General features: G+C 63.3%; 18 protein-coding genes. 9 read left to right on the forward strand and 9 right to left on the reverse strand.

The genetic code is table 11. The features are described 5' to 3' along the window. Positions 1–630: alanine dehydrogenase (locus tag DH10_RS05600; RefSeq protein ID WP_192384434.1), on the forward strand; the 630-nt coding region annotated here is incomplete at its 5' end. A gap of 465 nt (positions 631–1,095) precedes the next feature. Here DH10_RS05600 and DH10_RS05605 read toward each other — a convergent pair. From DH10_RS05605 to DH10_RS05625, 5 genes are all read right to left on the reverse strand, one after another. Next, positions 1,096–1,563, reverse strand: a complete 468-nt coding sequence (locus DH10_RS05605; protein ID WP_192244920.1) for a DUF1203 domain-containing protein — start codon at positions 1,561–1,563, stop codon at positions 1,096–1,098. A 158-nt stretch (positions 1,564–1,721) separates the two neighbouring features. Beyond that, positions 1,722–2,285: a GNAT family N-acetyltransferase gene (locus tag DH10_RS05610; protein WP_192244918.1), complete on the reverse strand. Its 564-nt coding sequence runs from the start codon at positions 2,283–2,285 to the stop codon at positions 1,722–1,724. 5 nt (positions 2,286–2,290) lie between these two features. After that, on the reverse strand, positions 2,291–3,142 hold the full coding sequence (gene sseA, locus DH10_RS05615; RefSeq protein WP_192244916.1) for a 3-mercaptopyruvate sulfurtransferase: 852 nt from the start codon (positions 3,140–3,142) through the stop codon (positions 2,291–2,293). 46 nt (positions 3,143–3,188) lie between these two features. Continuing rightward, positions 3,189–3,932 (reverse strand): alanyl-tRNA editing protein, encoded by a 744-nt coding sequence (locus DH10_RS05620; protein ID WP_192244914.1) that lies wholly within the window; start codon positions 3,930–3,932, stop codon positions 3,189–3,191. Continuing rightward, entirely contained in the window at positions 3,932–4,966 is a 1,035-nt protein-coding gene (locus DH10_RS05625; RefSeq protein WP_192244912.1) for a cysteine synthase A, read from the reverse strand. The genes DH10_RS05620 and DH10_RS05625 overlap by 1 nt, the downstream gene beginning before the upstream one ends. A gap of 193 nt (positions 4,967–5,159) precedes the next feature. Between DH10_RS05625 and DH10_RS05630 the strand changes: the two genes are divergently transcribed. Both DH10_RS05630 and DH10_RS05635 read left to right on the forward strand, forming a co-directional pair. Continuing rightward, entirely contained in the window at positions 5,160–6,008 is an 849-nt protein-coding gene (locus tag DH10_RS05630; protein ID WP_192244910.1) for an SDR family oxidoreductase, read from the forward strand. Positions 6,009–6,076: 68 nt separating this feature from the next. Beyond that, positions 6,077–7,066: an alpha/beta hydrolase gene (locus DH10_RS05635; RefSeq protein ID WP_192244908.1), complete on the forward strand. Its 990-nt coding sequence runs from the start codon at positions 6,077–6,079 to the stop codon at positions 7,064–7,066. A gap of 61 nt (positions 7,067–7,127) precedes the next feature. Here DH10_RS05635 and DH10_RS05640 read toward each other — a convergent pair whose 3' ends face one another. Continuing rightward, the gene (locus DH10_RS05640) at positions 7,128–8,576 is read right to left on the reverse strand and encodes a DEAD/DEAH box helicase (RefSeq protein ID WP_192244906.1); all 1,449 of its coding nucleotides are present in this window, start codon (positions 8,574–8,576) and stop codon (positions 7,128–7,130) included. Positions 8,577–8,975: 399 nt separating this feature from the next. On the opposite strand from DH10_RS05640, the gene DH10_RS05645 reads away from it, so the two are divergent. The 4 genes from DH10_RS05645 (at position 8,976) to waaF (ending at position 13,697) form a co-directional block, all read left to right on the forward strand. Next, positions 8,976–10,508 carry an acyl-CoA carboxylase subunit beta gene (locus DH10_RS05645; RefSeq protein WP_192244904.1) on the forward strand — a complete coding sequence of 511 codons (1,533 nt, stop codon included), beginning with the start codon at positions 8,976–8,978 and terminating at the stop codon, positions 10,506–10,508. 7 nt (positions 10,509–10,515) lie between these two features. Then, entirely contained in the window at positions 10,516–11,517 is a 1,002-nt protein-coding gene (locus DH10_RS05650; protein ID WP_192244902.1) for a M48 family metallopeptidase, read from the forward strand. A 140-nt stretch (positions 11,518–11,657) separates the two neighbouring features. Then, on the forward strand, positions 11,658–12,614 hold the full coding sequence (locus tag DH10_RS05655; protein WP_246505893.1) for a glycosyltransferase: 957 nt from the start codon (positions 11,658–11,660) through the stop codon (positions 12,612–12,614). Between the two features lie 12 nt (positions 12,615–12,626). Further along, the gene (waaF, locus tag DH10_RS05660) at positions 12,627–13,697 is read left to right on the forward strand and encodes a lipopolysaccharide heptosyltransferase II (protein ID WP_312891217.1); all 1,071 of its coding nucleotides are present in this window, start codon (positions 12,627–12,629) and stop codon (positions 13,695–13,697) included. Positions 13,698–13,710: 13 nt separating this feature from the next. Here waaF and DH10_RS05665 read toward each other — a convergent pair whose 3' ends face one another. Both DH10_RS05665 and DH10_RS05670 read right to left on the reverse strand, forming a co-directional pair. Next, positions 13,711–15,717, reverse strand: coding sequence for a hypothetical protein (locus DH10_RS05665; RefSeq protein WP_192244900.1), 2,007 nt, complete (start codon positions 15,715–15,717; stop codon positions 13,711–13,713). Next, positions 15,714–17,240, reverse strand: a complete 1,527-nt coding sequence (locus tag DH10_RS05670; RefSeq protein ID WP_192244898.1) for an NAD(P)H-hydrate dehydratase — start codon at positions 17,238–17,240, stop codon at positions 15,714–15,716. Before DH10_RS05670 ends, DH10_RS05665 begins: the two co-directional genes overlap by 4 nt. A gap of 345 nt (positions 17,241–17,585) precedes the next feature. On the opposite strand from DH10_RS05670, the gene DH10_RS05675 reads away from it, so the two are divergent. Continuing rightward, entirely contained in the window at positions 17,586–17,924 is a 339-nt protein-coding gene (locus tag DH10_RS05675; protein ID WP_006205430.1) for a P-II family nitrogen regulator, read from the forward strand. Positions 17,925–17,986: 62 nt separating this feature from the next. Then, positions 17,987–19,396 carry a type I glutamate--ammonia ligase gene (glnA, locus tag DH10_RS05680; RefSeq protein WP_192244896.1) on the forward strand — a complete coding sequence of 470 codons (1,410 nt, stop codon included), beginning with the start codon at positions 17,987–17,989 and terminating at the stop codon, positions 19,394–19,396. Between the two features lie 421 nt (positions 19,397–19,817). Here glnA and DH10_RS05685 read toward each other — a convergent pair whose 3' ends face one another. Next, on the reverse strand, positions 19,818–20,858 hold the full coding sequence (locus DH10_RS05685) for a glutamine synthetase beta-grasp domain-containing protein (RefSeq protein ID WP_192244894.1): 1,041 nt from the start codon (positions 20,856–20,858) through the stop codon (positions 19,818–19,820). Between the last annotated feature and the right edge of the window lie 39 nt (positions 20,859–20,897).

Below are 20,897 nucleotides of genomic sequence, written 5' to 3' on the forward strand. Positions count from 1 at the left end.
GTGCCCGGCGTGCTGCCCGGCAAGGTCACCGTGCTCGGTGGCGGCGTCGTCGGCCTGCATGCGGCGAAGATGGCTGCCGGCCTCGGCGCCGACGTCACCATCATCGACCGCTCGATCCCGCGCCTGCGCCAGCTCGACGACATTTTTGGCGGCCGCGTGCACACCCGCTACTCGACCGTCGAGGCGCTGGAGGAGGAATGCTTCTCGGCCGACATCGTCGTCGGCGCCGTGCTGATCCCAGGCGCCGCGGCGCCGAAGCTGGTCACCCGCGAAATGCTCTCGGGCATGAAGAAGGGCTCGGTGCTCGTCGACGTCGCCATCGACCAGGGCGGCTGCTTCGAGACCTCGCATGCCACGACGCATGCCGATCCGACCTACGAGGTCGATGGCGTGATCCACTACTGCGTCGCCAACATGCCGGGCGCGGTGCCGGTCACTTCGGCGCATGCGCTCAACAACGCGACGCTGCATCATGGCCTGCAGCTCGCCGACAAGGGCCTGAAGGCGCTGGTCGACGACCACCACCTGCGCAACGGCCTCAATGTCCACAAGGGCAAGATCACCAACCGTGCCGTCGCCGAGGCGCTCGGCTACGAAATGGTCGAGCCGAAGGCGGTTCTCGCCGCCTGATACCAATTGTTTGTACGCAATTCCGGACGGAAAACCGCTACACACTTTTCCTGGAATTGCTTTAGACAAGAGCTTCCTTCTGTCGCGCCCGCCGGCCCTCCGGCGGGCGTTTTTTCTCGTGCAGGAAACTGGTTCTTGCGCGGGAAATTCGGGCAACAAAAAAGCGGAGCCAGAGCCCCGCTTCCTCGATGTTGCGACGTGCCGCCGGTCCATCCGCGGTCGGCAATCGATCAACGACTGCCTTTTAGCGCGGCTATACGACGGGAATACGACAGCGTTACTAGCACTCTCCCGGATTCGAAAACGCCAGCCGCCACCGATATGCGTTGTGTGAAGCGTTTCACATTCGGCTGTCGGGAAAAATGCCTAGACACCACCGGCCTGCTTGGCGATTTCGCCAATGGCTTCTGTCGCAGGCTTTTTTTCCCAACTGCCCGCCAGACCATCGGCGGGCATCTTTTTTTCTCATGCCCGTTCGATGCGGCACTGGTAGCAATTGTTCCGCGCCGAGCGGACGTGGATGTAGGCGATGTCGTCGCGTTCGAACAAGGTCTCGGCGCGGGCCGCGATACCATCGGTGGGGATGACGGCGCCGCTGCCGTAGACGATGCGGTCGTCCTTGCCGTAGCCGCGCACGATGTAGTCGCTGCCTTCGAGCATTTCGGGCAGCGCATCCGCCTCCGCGGCGCATTCGCATTCATCCGCATGGAGAAAGATCGGCCCGGTCTCGGCGTAAGGCTGAAGCTCCGGGAACGGCCGGTAGGCAAGGATGAGATAGCCCTCGCCGGCGGCAACGTTCTTCATGCAATGCCGGCACGGCACGCCGTCGCCGTCGGAAATCCGTCGTTCGGGCGTGTGGCCGTAGGCGTCGGGTCCTCCCCGCTGCAGGGCGCGCACGGCTTCGGTCGGCAAGGCTTTGAACTGGATGCTCATGGCAAATCTCCGATGTCGTTGACCGGAAATTATGCCCGGGCGGTCGCGCCTCCCACCCGATTCCTGCCAGGCGGTCCGCAGGGGGATCGCTACATGGAAAGAGCCCCGCTTTGCTGAGGCCGGGCTCCTCAAATGATCGAGCGGTCGCGTTAGAAAAACTATGGCCGCATGACGCTTGCCGAGCGCTCGGCGAAGGACAGCGGATGCACGACCTCTTTCTTCTGCGCAACCGGCGCGAAGCCGAGCTTCTGGTAAAGCGGCAGCGCCGCCGGGTGGTCGAGCGTGCAGGTCTGCACCGTGACGCGCTTCGGCCCATACGACCATGCAGCGGAGATGGCCGCCCCCAGGAACCAGCGGCCGATGCCTTGGCCGTGCGCATGTTCCATCATGCCGAAATAGGCGAGCTCCACTTCCTCCGGCAAATGCGGCTTGAGGTCGAAGAAGCCGGCGGGAGAGCCGTCGAGGTAGAGCACCCTGATGTCGCGGTCCTCACGATGCAGGCCGGCGGCCAGTTCCTCGTCGCTCAACCTGAGCACATTGACCCAGTGCCATTTGCGCCCGACGCGATCCATCAGGTAGCGGTAGAAATGCAGCGGAATGTCCTTGGTCTTCAGCAGCGCGATCTGCCGGTTGTAGGGCAGCGGCGGCGATACGGCCGGCGGTGCGTGCATTTCGAGGAATGTGACCGTGACGTCGATATCCTTCGGCACACCATTTTCCATCGTCGTCATTCCTTGCCCGTCACGACGGGCGTGTCGCTCAGCCCACCCCATTCGGTCCATGAGCCGTCGTACAGCCTGTTGTCGGTATGGCCAAGCGTCTCCAGCGCCAGCGTGATCGCCGCCGCGGTGATGCCCGAGCCGCAGGAGGCGACGACCGGCTTTGCAAGATCGATGCCGGCTTCCTCCATGACCTTGCGCAAGCGGTCTTTAGGCAGCAACTCGCCGTTCTCGGTAAGCGCGGCCACCGGAACATTGTGAGCGCCCGGCATATGGCCGGAACGGACGCCGGGACGCGGCTCCGGATCGGTTCCGGCGAAACGCCCTGGAGAGCGCGCGTCGGCGACCTGGCTTTCTCCGCTTCCAACGATCCGGCGCATTTCGTCGAGGCTGACGACCCGCCCTGCATCGAAATCGGCGTAAAAGACGCAAGGGGCCGTTTTGGTCGGCTCCGCAGTCACCGGCCGTCCTTCCGCCTTCCAGCGATCGAACCCGCCATTCAGGATATAGACCTGGAAGACGCCCATGACGCGGAACATCCACCAGGCGCGCGGCGCCGAAAACAGGCCCGGGCCGTCATAGACGACGATGGTGTCGTCGGCCGAAACGCCCATGGAACCGACATATTGCGCGAAGTATTGGGGCGACGCCAATGTATGCGGCAGCTTGGAATCCGGATCCGAAACGGTGTCCTGATCGAGGAAGCGGGCACCGGGAATATGGGCGGCGACGTATTCGGCGTGCGCGTTGCGCTGCTGCGCCGGCAGGTACCAGGAGGCGTCGATGATGGTGAGTCCCGGCGTTCCCAGCCGCTTCTCGAGCCAGTCCGCGTCGACGATGAAAGGGCTGTCTTCGGCCATTTTCCTGCTCCTGTCCGCCTCTCGCGACGCTGCCCGACTTCGCCCGTCAATTCGTCGGCATCGGCCCGAAGCGGATGCGGAATCGCCGGTTCTCGCGGCCCTTCTTCTCGATCTTGCCGATATGGATCTCGCCGACCTCGCCGGTGCTCTTCACGTGAGTGCCGCCGCAGGGCTGGCTGTCGATCGAGGCGTTCTCGCCGATGCAGACCAGGCGAATCTTTCCGGTGCCGACGGGCGGCCGCACATTCTTCGATTTCACAAGCCCGGGATTGGCCGAAAGTTCCTCGTCGGTGATCAGTCGCGTGAAGATCGGATGGTCGGCGCGCACAAGCTCCATCAATCTCGCCGTCACGTCCTCCTTGGTGAAGCCGGCATCGGGAATGTCGAAGTCGACGCGGCTGTCATCCTCGGCGACCGCTGCCCCGGTGATAGGAAACGGACAAACGACGGTGAGCAGATGGCAGGCGGCGTGCATGCGCATCAGAAAATGCCGCCGCCCCCAGTCGATGGCGAGCTTCAGCTTTTCGCCGACCGCCGGCATCGCCTGTTCAGGCGCCGGCACATGGATGATCTCGTCCTTGGTCTCGCCGGTGATGGTGGCGGCGATCGCGATGCGGCTGCCGTCGATGCGTTCGAACAAGCCGGTATCGCCGGGCTGCCCGCCCGACGTGGCGTAGAAGATGGTCCGGTCGAGAAGGATGCCTCCGCGATCGTTGATGGCGACGACTTGCGCATCCGCCGTCTTCAGATAGGCGTCGGCACGAAACAGCGCTTCGGTCCTCTGCGCCATCACGCCACCTTTTCGAACGGAACCGAAATGTCGGCCTTTTCTTCCATCCAGCCCGGCACCGGCAGGTTCTTGCCGCGCAGGAACTCGGGATTGAACAGCTTCGACTGATAGCGCGTGCCGTAGTCGGCGAGGATCGTCACGATGGTATGGCCGGGGCCAAGCTCGCGCGCCAGCCGGATGGCGCCGGCGATGTTGATGCCGGTCGAGCCGCCGACGCAGAGTCCCTCTTCCTGGATCAGGTCGAAGATGATCGGCAACGCTTCCTCGTCCGGGATCTGGTAGGAGAAGTCCGGCGTGAACCCTTCGAGATTGGCGGTGATGCGGCCCTGACCGATGCCTTCGGTGATCGAACTGCCGTCGGATTTCAGCTCGCCGCTGGTGTAGAAGCTGTAAAGGGCGGCGCCCAGCGGATCGGCGAGCGCGATCTTGACTTGTCTACTCTTGCGCTTCAGTCCGATCGCAACGCCGGCGAGCGTGCCGCCGGAGCCGACGGCCGACACGAAGCCGTCAACCTTGCCGCCGGTCTGGGTCCAGATCTCCTGCGCCGTCGTGCGGATATGGCCGTCGCGGTTGGCGACATTGTCGAACTGGTTCGCCCAGATCGCGCCGTTCGGCTCCGAACGCGCGAGCTGCTCGGCAAGCCGCCCCGACAGCTTCACGTAATTGTTGGGGTTCTTGTACGGCACGGCCGGCACTTCGATCAGCTCGGCCCCCAGGATCTTGATCGTGTCCTTCTTTTCCTGGCTTTGCGTGTCGGGAATGACGATGACGGTCCGGTAGCCGAGCGCCTTGGCGACCAGCGTCAGGCCGATACCGGTGTTGCCGGCGGTCCCTTCCACGATGACGCCACCCGGCCGCAGCAATCCGCGCTGTTCGGCGTCCCTGATGATGAAAAGGCCCGCGCGGTCCTTGACCGATTGCCCCGGATTCATGAATTCGGCCTTGCCCAGGATCTCGCAGCCGGTTGCGTCCGAAGCCTTGTTGAGCCGGATCAAGGGGGTGTTGCCGATCGCTTCGATCACATTACGGGGCATGAGGATTCCTTTATGCGTGCGGCGAGACCCTAGAAACCGGAAGCCGCGGTTTCAAGGCAAGATTTTGCCTGGTCCAGTCGCATTCCGGGCGCTGCAATGCTGGCGATCATTTCAACGATGCACCCAAAAGCGCTCTTTTCATCCCATTTCTTCGCCGCTAGAGCACTAGCCCAGACAATTCGCAGGGTTTTCAATGACACTCTACCGGGCCAACCCGAAAGACGGTGTCGCCTGGATCACGGGCGGCAGCAGCGGCCTCGGCCGGGCGCTGGCCAAGGACTTCGCACGGCAGGGCTATGCCGTCGCGGTGACGGCGCTGCCGAGCGACGCAACCGACACGCTGCTGGTCGAGACGGCCCAGATGACCGGCCATGTGAAATCATTCCCCTGCGACGTGACCGACGAAGAAGGCATGGCGCGGACGGCCGCCGCGATCGAGAAGGAGATGGGGCCGATCGTGCTCGCCGTCTTCAACGCCGGCAACTACATCGCCACGCCCGGCGAGCATCTGGTGGTGCGCGATTTTCATCGCTCCTTCGCCGTCAATTATTTCGGCATCGTCAACGGCCTGGTGCCTGTGGTCGACTATATGCGCGCACGGGGGCGCGGGCACGTCGTCCTGGTCGGATCGGTCACGGCCTACTCCGGCTGGCCGACCACCGCGGCTTATGGCGGCACCAAGGCGGCGATCAACATCCTGGCGGAATCGCTGAAATACGACTTCGACAAGATGAACATCCGCATTCAGGTGATCAATCCAGGCTTCGTTGACACGCCGCTGACCGAGAAGAACATGCTGCCGATGCCGGGCCTGATGCCTGTCCACCGCGCGTCGCGCCGGATGGCGCGCGGCATCCGGAAGGGAGGCTTCGAAGTCACCTTCCCCTATCACATAAGCTGGCCGCTCAAGCTGCTCGGCCTGCTGCCGCGACCCATTTGCCGCCTGGTGATCGGCCTGACCACCAGCTGGCGGGGGCGACCATTGAATTTCGACCGCAAGATGCCAAGCGAAAAAGGCCCGTCAGCGGACAAGGCGGCGTAAGCCGGCGAAGAGCGATTGCCTCGCTGCAGGCACCGCCATAGGTTGAGAATTGTTGCTTGGAGTCGGCGATGGGGCGACGGATCGTGCTTGCGGTACTGGGTCTCGCCGTCATCCTTGTCTCAGGTTTCTTTCTCGGCCCACGCGTGGCGATCGACACCACGATCCGCTTCGATCCTTCGGTGATCGGCGACGATCCGCAGGCATATCTGGCGCACGAAGAAGGGGCGGTGCCCAATATCCGCGACGGGCTGGACAAGGAGATCATCTGGGCGAACCCGATGGTTCACGCCAAGACGAAGCTTGCGATCGTCTACATTCACGGCTTTTCGGCGTCGAAAGGGGAGGTCCGCCCGCTGCCGGACGATGTCGCCGACGAACTCGACGCCAACCTTTTCTATACCCGCCTGACCGGCCACGGGCAGGACGGTGCGGCCATGGCCGAAGGCAGCGTCAACGCCTGGATCAACGACTATGAGGAGGCGCTGGCGATCGGCCGCGCGATCGGCGACAAGGTGATCGTCATCGCCACCTCGACCGGGGGCTCGCTGGCGACATGGGCCGCAACCCAGCCCGGCGCTTCCGACGGCGTCGCGGCAATCGCATTCATCTCGCCGAATTTCGGCGTCAAGGCTTCCGGCGCCGAGATCTTGACCATGCCCTGGGGCAGAGAGATCGCCGAGCTCGTCGGCGGCAAGGAGCGCAGCTTCCCGCCGCGCAACGCGCTGCACGAAAAATTCTGGACCACCAAATACCCGATGACGGCAACGCTGCCGATGGCCGCGCTCACCAATCTCGCCTATGGCGCGCCGGTCGAGAAGGCGACAGTCCCTGCCCTGTTCATCTTCTCGGATGCCGACAAGGTGGTGCGGCCCGACCGCACGCGCGAGATCGCCGGCCGCTGGGGCGGCGCGCACGAGTTGGTGCCGGTCGACGACACCGGCGACCCGGACAACCATGTCATTGCCGGCGATGTGCTGTCGCCGCAGACCACGGCCTTTCTTACCGAGCGGATCGTGGTGTGGGTGAAGGCGTTGATGCAGCAGCAATCAGGCCTGTGAAATGAGAAACGGCCGGATCGCTGCTCCGGCCGTTTCTCATTTTCTTCGTTCCTGGTGGAACTTAAGCGGCCCGGTTCGCCGGCCGCTTGCCGCCGAAGCGGCGCTTGTTGTTACCCTTGAAGCGCTTGAAGCCGTCAGGCTTACGCTCGCCACTCGGCTTGGCGGCCATAGGACGCTCGCCTTGCGGCTTCGGCGCGAATTGGCGCTCGCCATTGGGCTTGCCTCCGAAACGCTTCTTGCCGCTGTCGCCGTTGTCGGGGCGACGGCCGTCACGGCGGCCGCCATGGTGCTCGCGGTCATTGGCCGGCTCGAAATGACGCTCGGTCCTTTCCTTCGGATCGCGCTGCGGGTCGGGGCTGCCGAGATGATCGGCCATAACCGGCAACCGCATGCGGATGATGCGCTCGACCTGCCTCAGCTTGCTGTTCTCCGACGGATCGCAAAGCGTGATCGCAATGCCGTCCCTGCCGTTGCGGCCGGTGCGGCCGATGCGGTGGACATAGCTTTCCGCCTCGTCCGGCAGGTCGAAATTCACGACATGACTGATGCCGGGCACGTCGATGCCGCGCGCGGCGATATCGGTGGCGACCAGGATGCGCACCGATCCGTCGCGGAAATCGTTGAGCGCCTTCTGGCGGGCGTTCTGCGATTTGTTGCCGTGGATGACGGCGGCGTTGAAACCATCGCGGGCAAGGTCCTTGGTGACGCGGTCTGCACCATGCTTGGTTCGCGAAAACACGATCACGGAGCGCATCGCCTCGTCGGCCAGCATTTTCGACAGCACCTGGCGCTTCTGTTTGGTGCGGGCGAGCACCACGCTCTGCACGATCTCGGCCGCCGTCGTGCTCTGCGGGGAGACTTCGATGCGGACGGGGTCTTTCAGCAGGCCCTTGGCGAGTTCCGCGATCTCGTTCGGCATGGTGGCCGAGAACAGCGCGGTCTGGCGGTCCGGCGCGGTCGCCTTGGCGATGCGCTTGACGTCGTTGATGAAGCCCATGTCGAGCATGCGGTCGCCCTCGTCGAGCACCAGCCATTTGGTATCGGCAAGGATGAGGTCGCCCTCGCGCACGAGGTCGGTCAGCCGGCCGGGCGTGGCGATCAGGATGTCGACGCCAGGGCCGATCTTCTTTACCTGGCTGTAGCGCGACACACCGCCAAGCACGAGCGCAGTCGAGACATGCGCGCCCTTGGCGAGCAGCTTGACCGTGTCTTCGATTTGCACGGCAAGCTCGCGCGTCGGCGCCAGGATCAGCGCGCGTGCCGTCTTCGGCCGGCGCTTGGTGCCGAGTCCGATGATCTTCGACAGGATCGGCAGCGCGAAGGCCGCCGTCTTGCCCGAACCGGTCTGCGCGATGCCGAAAATGTCGCGGCCTTCGAGCTGCGGCGGGATCGCTTGGGATTGGATCGGCTTCGGTTCGGTGAAGCCTGCGGTGTTGGCGGCTTTGAGCAATGCGCCGGTAATTCCGAGGGCGGCGAAACCGTTCGGTTCCGCCTGGTTTTCGTTGGTCAAAATAATCTTCTTTCACGCGGCCCTGTGACCGCAAACATCGATAGCGGCAGGGCGCAACCTGCCGTCGAAAAATTGTCAGGAAACGACAAGGCGGCGGACGGGTTGTCCGCGCGGCTGCGCTGTCGTGCCCGCGAGCTTCATGCCCCGGGGCTCTTTCGCCAGCTTGCCGATCGACGGGGGCCGACCACCGGAAAGAGGGAAAACAGACGCAACCAGTCTCATTCGTGGAGAAAGCCGGACAGTTCCGGCCCAAGCGCCTATGCCGCAGCATATGGCCGAGTCCGGCCCGAAATGCAAGGGCCGATGTTGCAATGCAGCAAAACGACGCCCGAAAAGCGGCGCTTGCGCTTGGCTGTCCTCGCCATTACCACAAAACACCTTTCCTTTTTGGGGGCAGCGATGAAAGACGTGCTGAAGGAACTCGAACGCCGCCGCGAGATCGCCCGCTTAGGCGGCGGCAAGGAGCGGATCGAGGCCCAGCACAAGAAAGGTAAGCTGACCGCCCGCGAGCGCATCGAGGTGTTCCTCGACGAGGGTTCGTTCGAGGAGTTCGACATGTATGTCGAGCACCGTTCGACCGATTTCGGCATGGAGAAGACCAAGATCGCCGGCGACGGCGTCGTCACCGGCTGGGGCACGGTCAACGGCAGGCCGGTCTATCTCTTCGCCAAGGATTTTACCGTGTTCGGCGGCTCGCTGTCGGAGGCGCATGCCGAGAAGGTAGTCAAGGTTCAGGAGATGGCGCTGCGCAATCGCGCGCCGATCATCGGCCTCTACGATGCCGGCGGCGCCCGCATCCAGGAAGGCGTCGCCGCGCTCGGCGGCTATGCCGAGATTTTCCAGCGTAATGTGCTCGCCTCCGGCGTCATCCCGCAGATTTCGCTGATCATGGGCCCCTGTGCCGGCGGCGACGTCTATTCGCCGGCCATGACCGACTTCATCTTCATGGTGCGCGACACCTCGTACATGTTCGTCACCGGGCCGGATGTGGTGAAGACGGTGACCAACGAGACGGTGACGGCCGAAAGCCTCGGCGGCGCCACAGTGCACACGACGAGATCCTCGATCGCTGACGGCGCCTATGACAACGACGTCGAGGCGCTGCTGCAGATGCGGCGTCTGGTCGATTTCTTGCCGGCGTCCAACACGGCCGAGATTCCCGAGATCGAATGCTATCAGTCGGTGACGGATCACGACATGTCGCTCGACCGGCTGATTCCCGACAATGCCAACAAGCCCTACGACATCAAGGAACTGATCCTGAAGGTCGCCGACGAGGGCGACTTCTTCGAGATCCAGGCGAGCTTCGCCAAGAACATCGTGACCGGATTCGGCCGCGTCGACGGTCGAACCGTCGGCTTCGTCGCCAACCAGCCGATGGTGCTTGCTGGCGTTCTGGATTCCGACGCCAGCCGCAAGGCGGCGCGCTTCGTGCGTTTTTGCGATTGTTTCTCGATCCCGATCGTCACCTTCGTCGACGTTCCGGGCTTCCTGCCCGGCACCGCGCAGGAATATGGCGGGCTGATCAAGCATGGGGCAAAACTGCTCTTCGCCTATGCCGAGGCGACAGTGCCGAAGATCACCGTGATCACCCGCAAGGCCTATGGCGGCGCCTATGACGTCATGGCGTCAAAGCACCTGCGCGGCGACATGAACTATGCCTGGCCGACGGCGCAGATCGCCGTGATGGGCGCCAGGGGCGCGGTCGAAATCATCTACCGCAAGGATATCGGCAACGCGGAAAAGATCGCAGCTCACACAAAGGCTTACGAGGATCGCTTCCTGTCGCCCTTCGTCGCGGCGGAGCGCGGCTATGTCGACGAGGTGATCATGCCGCACTCAACCCGCCGCCGTGTCGCGCGGGCGCTGCGCATGCTGCGCAACAAGGACATGCAGAACCCCTGGAAGAAGCACGACAACATCCCGCTGTGAGGCGGCGATGTCGCGACTGGTCCTTCTAGCTGGCGAGCACTTTGGCAGGTTCGCTGTTCTTTTCTTTGCTTTGCCCCTCTTCTTCCCGCTTGGCGTGTGGCTTTACTTTCTCGACATTCACCCGCTTGTGCTTGTTGTTGGCGGTGCCGTCGCCGTTCCGGCCGCGATGCTGGCTTTTGTCCTGCTGATAGGAATGGTCTTCGCGGGTTTCCGGCGAAGTAAGGTCGAGGGGGCTTCGAGGGAGTCGGCCCCAAGGCTATGGCAGATCTGGGAGGATATTGCCGGCACGCGCCGCGCGACGCGGACAACCATTATTCTAACTCCGCATCTCAATGCCAGCATCGGCGAAGAGCGGCCATTCCTGGGCCTCTTCGGTCGATGGTCGATTTTGGCCATCGGCATTCCGTTGCTTGCGGTGACGGATGAACCCGCACTCGCAGCCATCCTTGCCCACGAGGACGCGCATCTCAGGAACAGAGATACCAATGGCAGTCTCAATCTGGCTGAGCTCGAAAAATGCTTCGAGTTGATCTTCGACTATGCGCCGCCGGGCAAGACTGTTTCCGGCACCTTGTTCTATCTGATGCTCAGTCCGCTTTCCAAAACCCTCGAGCGCGAAGAAATAAATCTTTCGCGTCGCGCTGAGATAGAAGCGGATAGGCATGCGGCCCGAGCCGGCGACGCGCACAGCGTCGCGCGGGCGCTGCTTTTGATTGGGGCAGCCAGTGCGTTGTTCAAAGATCGGGTCGACGATCCACTGCGGCGCGAGCTGCTCGGGTCGATGACGCCACCCGAACCGCCTTTGGCAAGAATGCTGAAAGCCGCCTCCGAGCTTTTCGATCCTGCTACGCTGAAAGAACATATCCAGAAGGCCTGGGACGCGCCGGACGATGAAAAATCTGATCATCCGCTACGCTTCGCCGCCGACAATCAAGCCGGTCGAACATACCGCTCTATTGACCCTGCTTCGCAGCGAGACGGTTGCCGAACGAGTCCGCCATTTCGATGACGAATGGACGTCGAGAGTCGCCGACCATCTGGATCGGTAGAACTTGTTTGGCCAAGCCGGCCCGCCAGCACTTGGAACTTTGCCTCACCCAACCCGTCGCCGGAGGTTGACAATTAGCAACCTCTAATCACATTAATGTGATGGGCAGTAATAAAATGCTAATAACCCTTGCAACGAAGGGTGTTATTCCGTGCAAAGGCTATGGCGGGATAGAGCGCCAGGTCGACTGGCTGGCCACTGAACTGGTCAGTCAGGGTCATTGTGTCGTGCTCGTGGCGGGCCCTGGATCGTCACATCCTTTATGCGAGGTGCGGCATGCGGTGAGCGACGCCGAATTACGCGCCGCGATACCCCGGGAGACCCGGATCGTCCACCTTCATGCGTGGAAGATCGAGGTTCCCTTCCCGACCCTCAACACCGAGCGCGGCCATTTGCCGGACTATCCGCGGCCGCAGCCGAATTGGAGCTTCATCAGCGCCCGGCACGCCCAACTGCACGGTCGCAAGACTTTCGTCCACAACGGATTTCCGGTGGATGACTATCGGCTCGGCAAATCGAAGAACGATCGCCTCCTCTTCATGGCGGCTATCGCGCGCGCCGGAAAGGGCCTGAACCGGGCAGTCGACCTTGCCAGGAAATTCGACGTTGCCCTCGATATCGCCGGCGGCTCGCGATGGAAGCTGCTGGGCCGAAGCCAGACCCGCCGTGAGGGCGTCTTTTTCAAAAGTCTTTCCCGCCGTTATCGCTTCAACGGCGTCGTCGACGGCGACGACAAGCTGCGCCTGCTCGGCGCAGCGAAGGCTTTCCTCAATCCGATCGCCTGGGAAGAGCCTTTCGGCAATGCGCCGGTCGAGGCCATGCTGTGCGGCACGCCCGTTCTGACCACCCCGCGCGGCGCCTTGCCGGAGACTGTGGACAAGGACACGGGCCGGTTCTTCGAGAGCGACGAGGAGTTCGCCCGCGGCCTTGCCGAGATCGCAGACCTGTGCGCACACAAATGCCGTGAATCGGCCGCCGACAGATTCCCGATCGCGAAAACCGCGAAGGCCTATCTGGAACTCTATGCCCGTATTCTTGATGGCGAAGCGCTTCCGTGACAAGGAACCGGCGTGCTTGCCGTCGGCGGCGACTGTGTCGGATCGAAAAGGTATCGCGCGTTGCGTCCCATTCTCGTGTTCTGCTTGCCGGCAATCGGCGACTTCATCCGTTGCCATTCGGCAGTTCAAATCATAGCCGAGACGTTTCCCGGACACCCGATCGACGTCATCACCTCGCCGCTCGCCGCTCCGCTGGCACGATTGATGCCGCATGTCCGGAAGGCTTGGACCGTCGAACGGCATTGGAACCCCGGTCTCAGGGAGCGGGCGCGGCTGGCGCGCGAACTCCGCCGGGAGAACTATCAGGCAGCCTATCTGCTCACCAGCAGCACCAAGGCGGCTCTTGTCCCATGGCTGGCGGGCATTGCCGAGCGCATTGGCTATCCGCGCGAGTTCCAGTTCGGCATCGTCAACCGGCTGCCGGCCGGATGGCTGAAAACCTTCGTGGCTTTCGGCCCGCGCAAGACAAGGCTGTTCGAGCAGGTCTGCGCGATTGCCACGCTGGGTGAGCAGCCTGACGAGGATGTGCGGTTACCGCAGCCGCGAATGGTGGTTTCACCCGAGGATCTCTCGGCCTGGCGCGTCCGGCATGGGATCGACGCGGCAAGACCAGCACTGGCGCTTTACACGTCGGAGTTCAGCAACTTCCGCTCATGGCCGGCGGAGCGCTTCATTTCGATCGCGAAGGATCACGCCAAGCGCGGCTGGTCGGTATGGATCGTCGGCGGTCCTCGCGAGCGCGAGGCCGCCGCCCAGATTAGAGCGGCGCTTCCGGAGGCGGTGGACTTCACGTCGACCCCCGACATCACGGACGCCATGTGCCAGATCGCTGCCTCGACCGCCTTCCTCGGCGTGGATGGCGGCATCTGCCATGCGGCGGCGGCTTTGGGTGGGCCGTGCGTGCTCATCTTCGGATCGAACCGCTCCTACGAAACCGGACCAGTGAACGATCACGTCCGGTTTCTAGAACCTCCGATTTCGACTCCAAGCTGGATTAAGCACACGAGCGGTGTCAGCGAGGAAAGAGTGCTTGCAGCGCTGGCGGAAGCGGTGGCGCAGGCGCGGCGCCCGCGAGGTGCTTGAACCGGCCGATAGCCTACTCCTCTTCGGGCGCGCCAAAGCCCGCGCTCATGCTCGCCCGCGCAGCGCTCGCCCATGGCGTCGCATGGTTGTCGATGCGCATCTGGAACAGGAAATAGGTCGGCGAGCAGAAACCGATGCCTTTGACCCTGGCTGCGCCCGGCGTGTCGGACGGCAGCGACTGGCACATGTAGTCCTCGCGGCAGAAATGCTCGGCCGAACAGGCCGGGCGGTTGCCGCGATTGACCGCGCCGCCCAGGCATTGGCCGAAATTGTTGGTCGCTACGCAGATATCGAACTTCTTGCCGCCGACCAGGCCGCAGATCTCGCTCGGCATCGGCTTGCCGGCCTTGAAGGCGGAGAAGGCCAGATCGTTGGCGTCGCAGCCGCGGTAGGCGAAGCCGCCTGGAACGCCGATCTTGGGCGGACGGCAGGTGTAGGCGGTGCGCGAAATGGCGGGCGCGAAGGCCGCGAACTGGCTGGTGATCTTGTAGCGGTCGTTGAAAGGCTGCGCCGCGTTGCTGGTAATGGTGCCGGTCAGGCAGGGATGGCCGGAAAAGATCTTCTCGCTGTCCTTGGGCAGCAGGCATTGAGCGAGTTTCGTCTTGCCCCCTGCAGCGGTCGCGATCGGCGTGCAGACCGTGCCGGCTCCGCATTGCCAGGTTTTGGCGAAATGGGCGGCGTCTTCCGGCACCAGGCACGGCATCGCCGTCCCGGCCGGCGTATAGGCGATCTCGCCGATGTCTTCCCAGGCTGCCGGCGGAGCAAAGGACAACGGACGAAACCGGTTGGGTTCCTTGCCCTCCGCAATCGCCTGCAGCCACGCCTCGCGGCGCGGAATCTCGGCATGGAGATGCGGCGAGATACCGACCTCGATGCGGTTGAGCGGCGAGGTCGTGCCGTCGTCGAGGCCGATGAAATGGAACCCGGCGGTCGAGCCTGCCTGGTGGCAGCCCTGGCAGGCGCCGTTGTCGAGCCGCTCGACCAAGGCTTCCGGTGTGCGCACCAGCGAAAACTTCGAATAGTCGAGCCCGTCAAACGTCTTGGGCTCGAACAGCGGCGTGAACGGATGATTGGCCTGCCTGGCACTGCCGAAGGTCGACCAGGAGATAACCTCCTTCGCCAGGAATTCATCCGGGATTTCGTAGACGCCGAGATCGACCGCCGCGGCGTTGGCGCGGACATAGTCGGCAAGTTTTGCTTTCAACTGCGCATCGTCCGAAAGGCGGACGGTGTCGGGCGTGTTTTCGAGCGGCTTCTCGCTGGCGGCTGTCCCGTCGATGCTAAAAATCCGCATGAGATAGGCGGCCTGCCCACCAAACTCTGTTTCCTGGCCGGAAGGAAAGCGCACCACTTGGGCGTTGAGCTCGAGTTGCTTGAAGGAGAGGCCTGCTTTTTCCAGCGGTCCGCCGGTCAGCCAGCCGGCATCGACCGCCTCGTCAATCTGCGGCGTCCAGCGCCCGGCAACACCGGTACAGTCGCCATCGGCGTCCGCAGCGACGCGGTAGACGGCATTGAAATTGAATGGCAGCCGCGAGGCCAAAACCTTGCCGTTCTTCCTGAAATTATAGGCAAGGCGGTAGATGAAACGCACCTCGCCGCAGCCCGCTTCCCCGCCGAGCTTTGCGAAGTCACGCCGGTCGAGCCGGTTGACGACGCCGACCAGCCGGAAGCGCGCGGCGTCGGTCTTCAGCCAGCGCAAGTCGATGACGCGGCCGACATTGCCGTCGGTCACCTCATAGAGCGGCCGGCCGCCGGCCTTCATCTCGACGCGGAGTGCTGCGACATCGGCAGCCACGGTCTCGACAATGGCATGATAGGCCGGCGCCGCGTCGTAGAGCGTTTTCAGGTCGTCCTTGCCGCCGGCGCCGAAAATACCGGCGAAGCCGAAGCCCTTGGCGTCGAGTTTTGCCAGCACCTGGGGATCGTCGACGATGGTGACTGGACGACTGGCGGCATGCGCCGCCCGCACGCCAAAGACGGTGATGGCGGCGACCGCGACGAGGATCGCCAGCCGCATCATCGGACAGCCATCCCGCTTTCCGCCAACTCGCGCAGCACCGGCACCGTGGCCAAAGGCAAATCCTCAGCGATGAGGCCGGGCCCGAACCGGCTGCCGGCTTCAGCGTGTATCCAGGCGGCGGCGCAGGCCGCTTCGAACGCCGGCATGCCCTGCGCCAGGAACCCGGCGATAATGCCCGCCAGCACATCGCCGGAACCGGCGGTGGCAAGCCACGGCGCGCCGTTGCTGTTGATGGCGGCGCGGCCATCTGGCGCGGCGATCACCGTGTCGGCCCCCTTGTAGACGACGATGGCATTGGCCCGTGCAGCCGCCGCACGCGCCTTGGCGAGTTTCGAAAGCACCTTGTCGTCCGCAATGCCAGGGAACAGCCGACCGAATTCACCCTCATGCGGCGTCACCACCAGCGCCGGCGCGCCGGATCTGCGGGCCGCCTGGAACAGTGTCTCGGGCTCATCGCGAAACGAGGTGATGCCGTCGGCGTCGAGCACCAGCCCTGCAACGCCGGTGTAGTGCGCTTGGCCTGCGCCGAGCAGCGCGAGGGCAAAATCGCGCGCCTTTTCGCCGACGCCAAACCCCGGGCCGAGCACGAAGGACGAAGGGCGGCGATCGGTGAGGAACGCGCCGAGATCGGCAACCGCATCGGCCTTGCGCAGCATGATCGAGGTCAGATGCGCGGCGTTCACCTGCATGGCATTCGCCGGCGACAGGATCGTCACAGCCCCTGCCCCGCTTCTTGCTGCCGCCAGTGCCGACAGCCGCGCGGCACCGGTCGCCGACGGCCCGCCGGAAAAGATGCTTGCGTGGCCACGCCGGTATTTGTGTGCATCGACAGCTGGGACCGGAAAGGCAGGCAGCCAGAGTGTCGGCGCATTCTCGAAGCTTCGCGGCGCGATTCGAGCGATGGTCCCGTCGCCGATGCCGATGTCGGCAAGCACGACCTCGCCGCACATTTCACGCCCCGGCAGCAGCAGATGCCCAGGCTTCTTTCGCGCGAAGGTCACGGTAACGGCCGCGCGAAACGCGCTGCCGAGGATATCCCCGCTTTCCCCGGAAACGCCCGAAGGCAGATCTATGGCGACGACCGGCAAGCCGAGGTCCGCCACGACCTGGACCGCCCTGGCGGCGTCGCCCGATAGTGCTTTCGAGAGCCCCGCTCCGTACAATGCGTCGACCACCAGCGATCCCGGTTCGGCTGCGAAGGCAGATAGCGGCCGGGGGTCCAACGGGCAATCGGCGGCAGCCAACGCGGCATCGCTGCCTGCCCGCGGCTCACCCGAACCCCACAACGCGACGTCGACGCCGCTCTCCTGGAGCAGACGCGCCACGATGTAGCCGTCGCCGCCATTGTTGCCGGGACCGCACAGCATGTGCACCCGTGTCGCCGCCGGATAGCGGGCCAACACCACGGCCGCGACGGCCTCGCCGGCCCGGCGCATCAATCCGTAGCCGTCGAGCGGACCCGCCGCGATCGCCAGCCGGTCGGCCTCGGCCATCTCGGCCGGTGAAAGAAGTTCATTGCGCATGGGATTGCCGATCTCCATCCGATCAAGCATTGTCCGATTTGCGGTTGGAAGCCAACAGCGACGACCGAACGCCGCCCAAAGCGGCGGCGCCTGGAGGGGAATCTGCCTGCAAATTGCGCTATCTGCTCAAATTTTGCGCAGACGGATGGAGGAGCGATGTATAGGCTTTGGGCGTCGATGACGCATCCAATGCAGCGGATGACGCGAATTTGCATCCGGGTGCGGCATGGCATCTGAATCGCCCGATACCGTCTCCAACAACCTGGAATTGGCACGCTTCGTGCTTGATGGAGGCGCAAGCGGGGCACACAACCCGTCTCTTTGGCAGTGGAGGCCACTTTCTACATGAAAAAGATCGAAGCGATCATCAAGCCATTCAAGCTGGACGAAGTGAAGGAAGCGCTTCAGGAGGCCGGACTGCAGGGCATCACCGTCACCGAGGCCAAGGGTTTCGGTCGGCAGAAAGGCCACACCGAACTCTATCGCGGCGCCGAATATGTCGTCGACTTCCTGCCCAAGGTGAAGATCGAAGTCGTGCTCGGCGACGACGCCGTCGAAGGCGCCATCGAAGCCATACGCAAGGCGGCGCAGACCGGCCGCATCGGCGACGGCAAGATCTTCGTCTCCAACATCGAGGAAGTCGTGCGAATCCGCACCGGCGAGACCGGGATGGATGCTGTCTGACGCCCCCCTTCTTTTCTGAACCGTCATCATCAAAAAAACGTCATCACACAGGGATACATGACATGACGACAGCCAAAGACATCATGAAGCAGATCAAGGACAACGACGTTAAGTTCGTCGACCTGCGCTTCACCGATCCGCGAGGCAAGCTGCAGCATGTGACGATGGATGTTGTCGAGGTCGAGGAAGACATGTTCGCCGACGGCGTGATGTTCGACGGTTCCTCGATCGCCGGCTGGAAGGCGATCAACGAGTCCGACATGGTGCTGATGCCCGACACGGATACCGTCCATATGGATCCGTTCTTCGCCCAGTCGACCATGGTCATCCTGTGCGACATCCTCGATCCGGTCTCGGGCGAGGCCTACAACCGCGACCCGCGCGGCACTGCCAAGAAGGCCGAGGCCTACATGAAGTCTGAAGGCATCGGCGACACCATCTATGTCGGTCCGGAAGCCGAGTTCTTCGTGTTCGACGACGTCAAGTACAAGGCCGATCCCTACAACACCGGCTTCCGCCTGGACTCGACCGAGCTGCCGTCCAACGACGACACCGACTACGAGACCGGCAACCTTGGCCATCGGCCGCGGATCAAGGGTGGCTACTTCCCTGTGCCGCCGATCGATTCTGCCCAGGACATGCGTTCGGAGATGCTGACTGTGCTCGCCGAGATGGGCGTGCGTGTCGAAAAGCACCACCATGAGGTCGCCGCCGCCCAGCACGAGCTCGGCATCAAGTTCGACACGCTGGTGCGCAACGCCGACAAGATGCTGATCTATAAGTATGTCGTGCATCAGGTCGCCAACGCCTATGGCAAGACGGCCACTTTCATGCCGAAGCCGGTGTTCGGCGACAACGGCTCGGGCATGCACGTCCACCAATCGATCTGGAAGGGCGGCAAGCCGACCTTCGCCGGCAACGAATATGCCGGTCTGTCGGAAACCTGCCTGTTCTATATCGGCGGCATCATCAAGCACGCCAAGGCGATCAACGCCTTCACCAACCCGCTGACCAACTCCTATAAACGTCTGGTGCCGGGTTACGAAGCGCCGGTGCTGCTCGCCTATTCGGCGCGCAACCGCTCGGCCTCCTGCCGTATTCCGTTCGGCTCCTCGCCGAAGTCGAAGCGTGTCGAGGTCCGCTTCCCCGATCCGGGCGCGAACCCCTATCTCGGCTTCGCCGCCATGCTGATGGCAGGCCTCGACGGCATCAAGAACAAGATCCATCCCGGACAGCCGATGGACAAGGATCTCTACGACCTGCCGCCGAAGGAGCTGAAGAAGATCCCGACCGTCTGCGGCTCGCTGCGCGAAGCGCTGCAGAGCCTCGACAAGGACCGCGGCTTCCTGAAGGCCGGCGGCGTCTTCGACGACGACCAGATCGACTCTTACATCGAGCTGAAGATGGCCGAGGTCATGCGCTTCGAAATGACCCCGCACCCGGTCGAGTATGACATGTACTATTCGGTCTAAGCGACTGACTGGATTTCATTTTAAAGCCCTTGGAGGATTACCCTCCAAGGGCTTTTCCATTGTGATCCGGCGAGCCGAAGTCTTCCGGGCGTCTCTTGACGATGTGGAAGCTGCGGCGAACGCCTTGCTCCCAACGCACCCTTCTTCAAGGACATCGAGGCGCAGGAATATCATGAAACCTTGTCAAGGAGGCGTCAGGCCCTTGAACTAGTTGAACGCGCCAAACAAGCGGCACTTCCGGACGCTATCTGAGCCCAGTGCTCGGCGCTGAAATCACGTGGCGTCATCGCCAGCTGACGGCAGCGCGGCGGCACTTTCTCGCCGGCAATCTCCATGCAAGAAAGCCCCGGCGTTTTCCGCCGGGGCTTTTTGTCATTCACGTCACGCCGCGGGCCTGCAACTCCACGCCGCGAAAGAGATATCAGGCGGCCGCCGAAACCTTCGCGTCGGTCGAAACCTGCGAGATCGTCTTCAGGACCTGCGAAGCGATCTGGTAGGGGTCGCCCTGCGAGTTCGGGCGGCGGTCTTCCAGATAGCCCTTATAGTCGTTCTTGATGAAGGAGTGCGGAACGCGGATCGAAGCGCCGCGGTCGGCGACACCGTAGGAGAACTTGTTCCACGGCGCGGTCTCGTGCTTGCCGGTCAGGCGCTTGTCGTTGTCCGGACCGTAGACGGCGATGTGATCCATCAGGTTCTTTTCGAACTGCGCCATCAGCGCCTCGAAATAGGCCTTGCCGCCGGCTTCGCGCATGTACTTGGTCGAGAAGTTGCAGTGCATGCCCGAGCCGTTCCAGTCGGTGTCGCCGAGCGGCTTGCAGTGGAACTCGATGTCGATGCCGTACTTCTCGGTGAGGCGCAACAGCAGGTAGCGCGCCATCCACATCTGGTCGGCGGCCTTCTTGGAGCCCTTGCCGAAAATCTGGAACTCCCACTGGCCCTTGGCCACTTCGGCGTTGATGCCTTCATGATTGATGCCGGCGGCGAGGCAGAGGTCGAGATGCTCCTCGACGATCTGGCGCGCGACATCGCCGACATTCTTGTAGCCGACGCCGGTGTAGTACGGACCCTGCGGCGCCGGATAACCGCTCTCGGGGAAGCCGAGCGGACGGCCGTCCTTGTAGAAGAAATACTCCTGCTCGAAGCCGAACCAGGCGTCCTCGTCGTCGAGGATGGTCGCGCGGCTGTTCGATGCATGCGGGGTGACGCCGTCGGGCATCATGACCTCGCACATGACGAGAACGCCGTTGGTGCGGGCCGGATCCGGATAGAGCGCAACCGGCTTCAAAACGCAGTCGGAGCTGCGGCCTTCGGCCTGGTTCGTCGAAGAACCGTCGAAGCCCCACAGCGGCAGCTGCTCGAGCGTCGGGAACTCGGCAAACTCCTTGATCTGGGTCTTGCCGCGCAGATTGGGGGTTGGGGTGTAGCCGTCGAGCCAGATATACTCGAGCTTGTATTTGGTCATTCCAGTGCCTCTCGTTGCTTGGACACCGCAAGTGGGCGG

Origin of the sequence: Mesorhizobium silamurunense (assembly GCF_014843825.1) — a bacterium.
GTDB lineage: Bacteria > Pseudomonadota > Alphaproteobacteria > Rhizobiales > Rhizobiaceae > Mesorhizobium > Mesorhizobium silamurunense.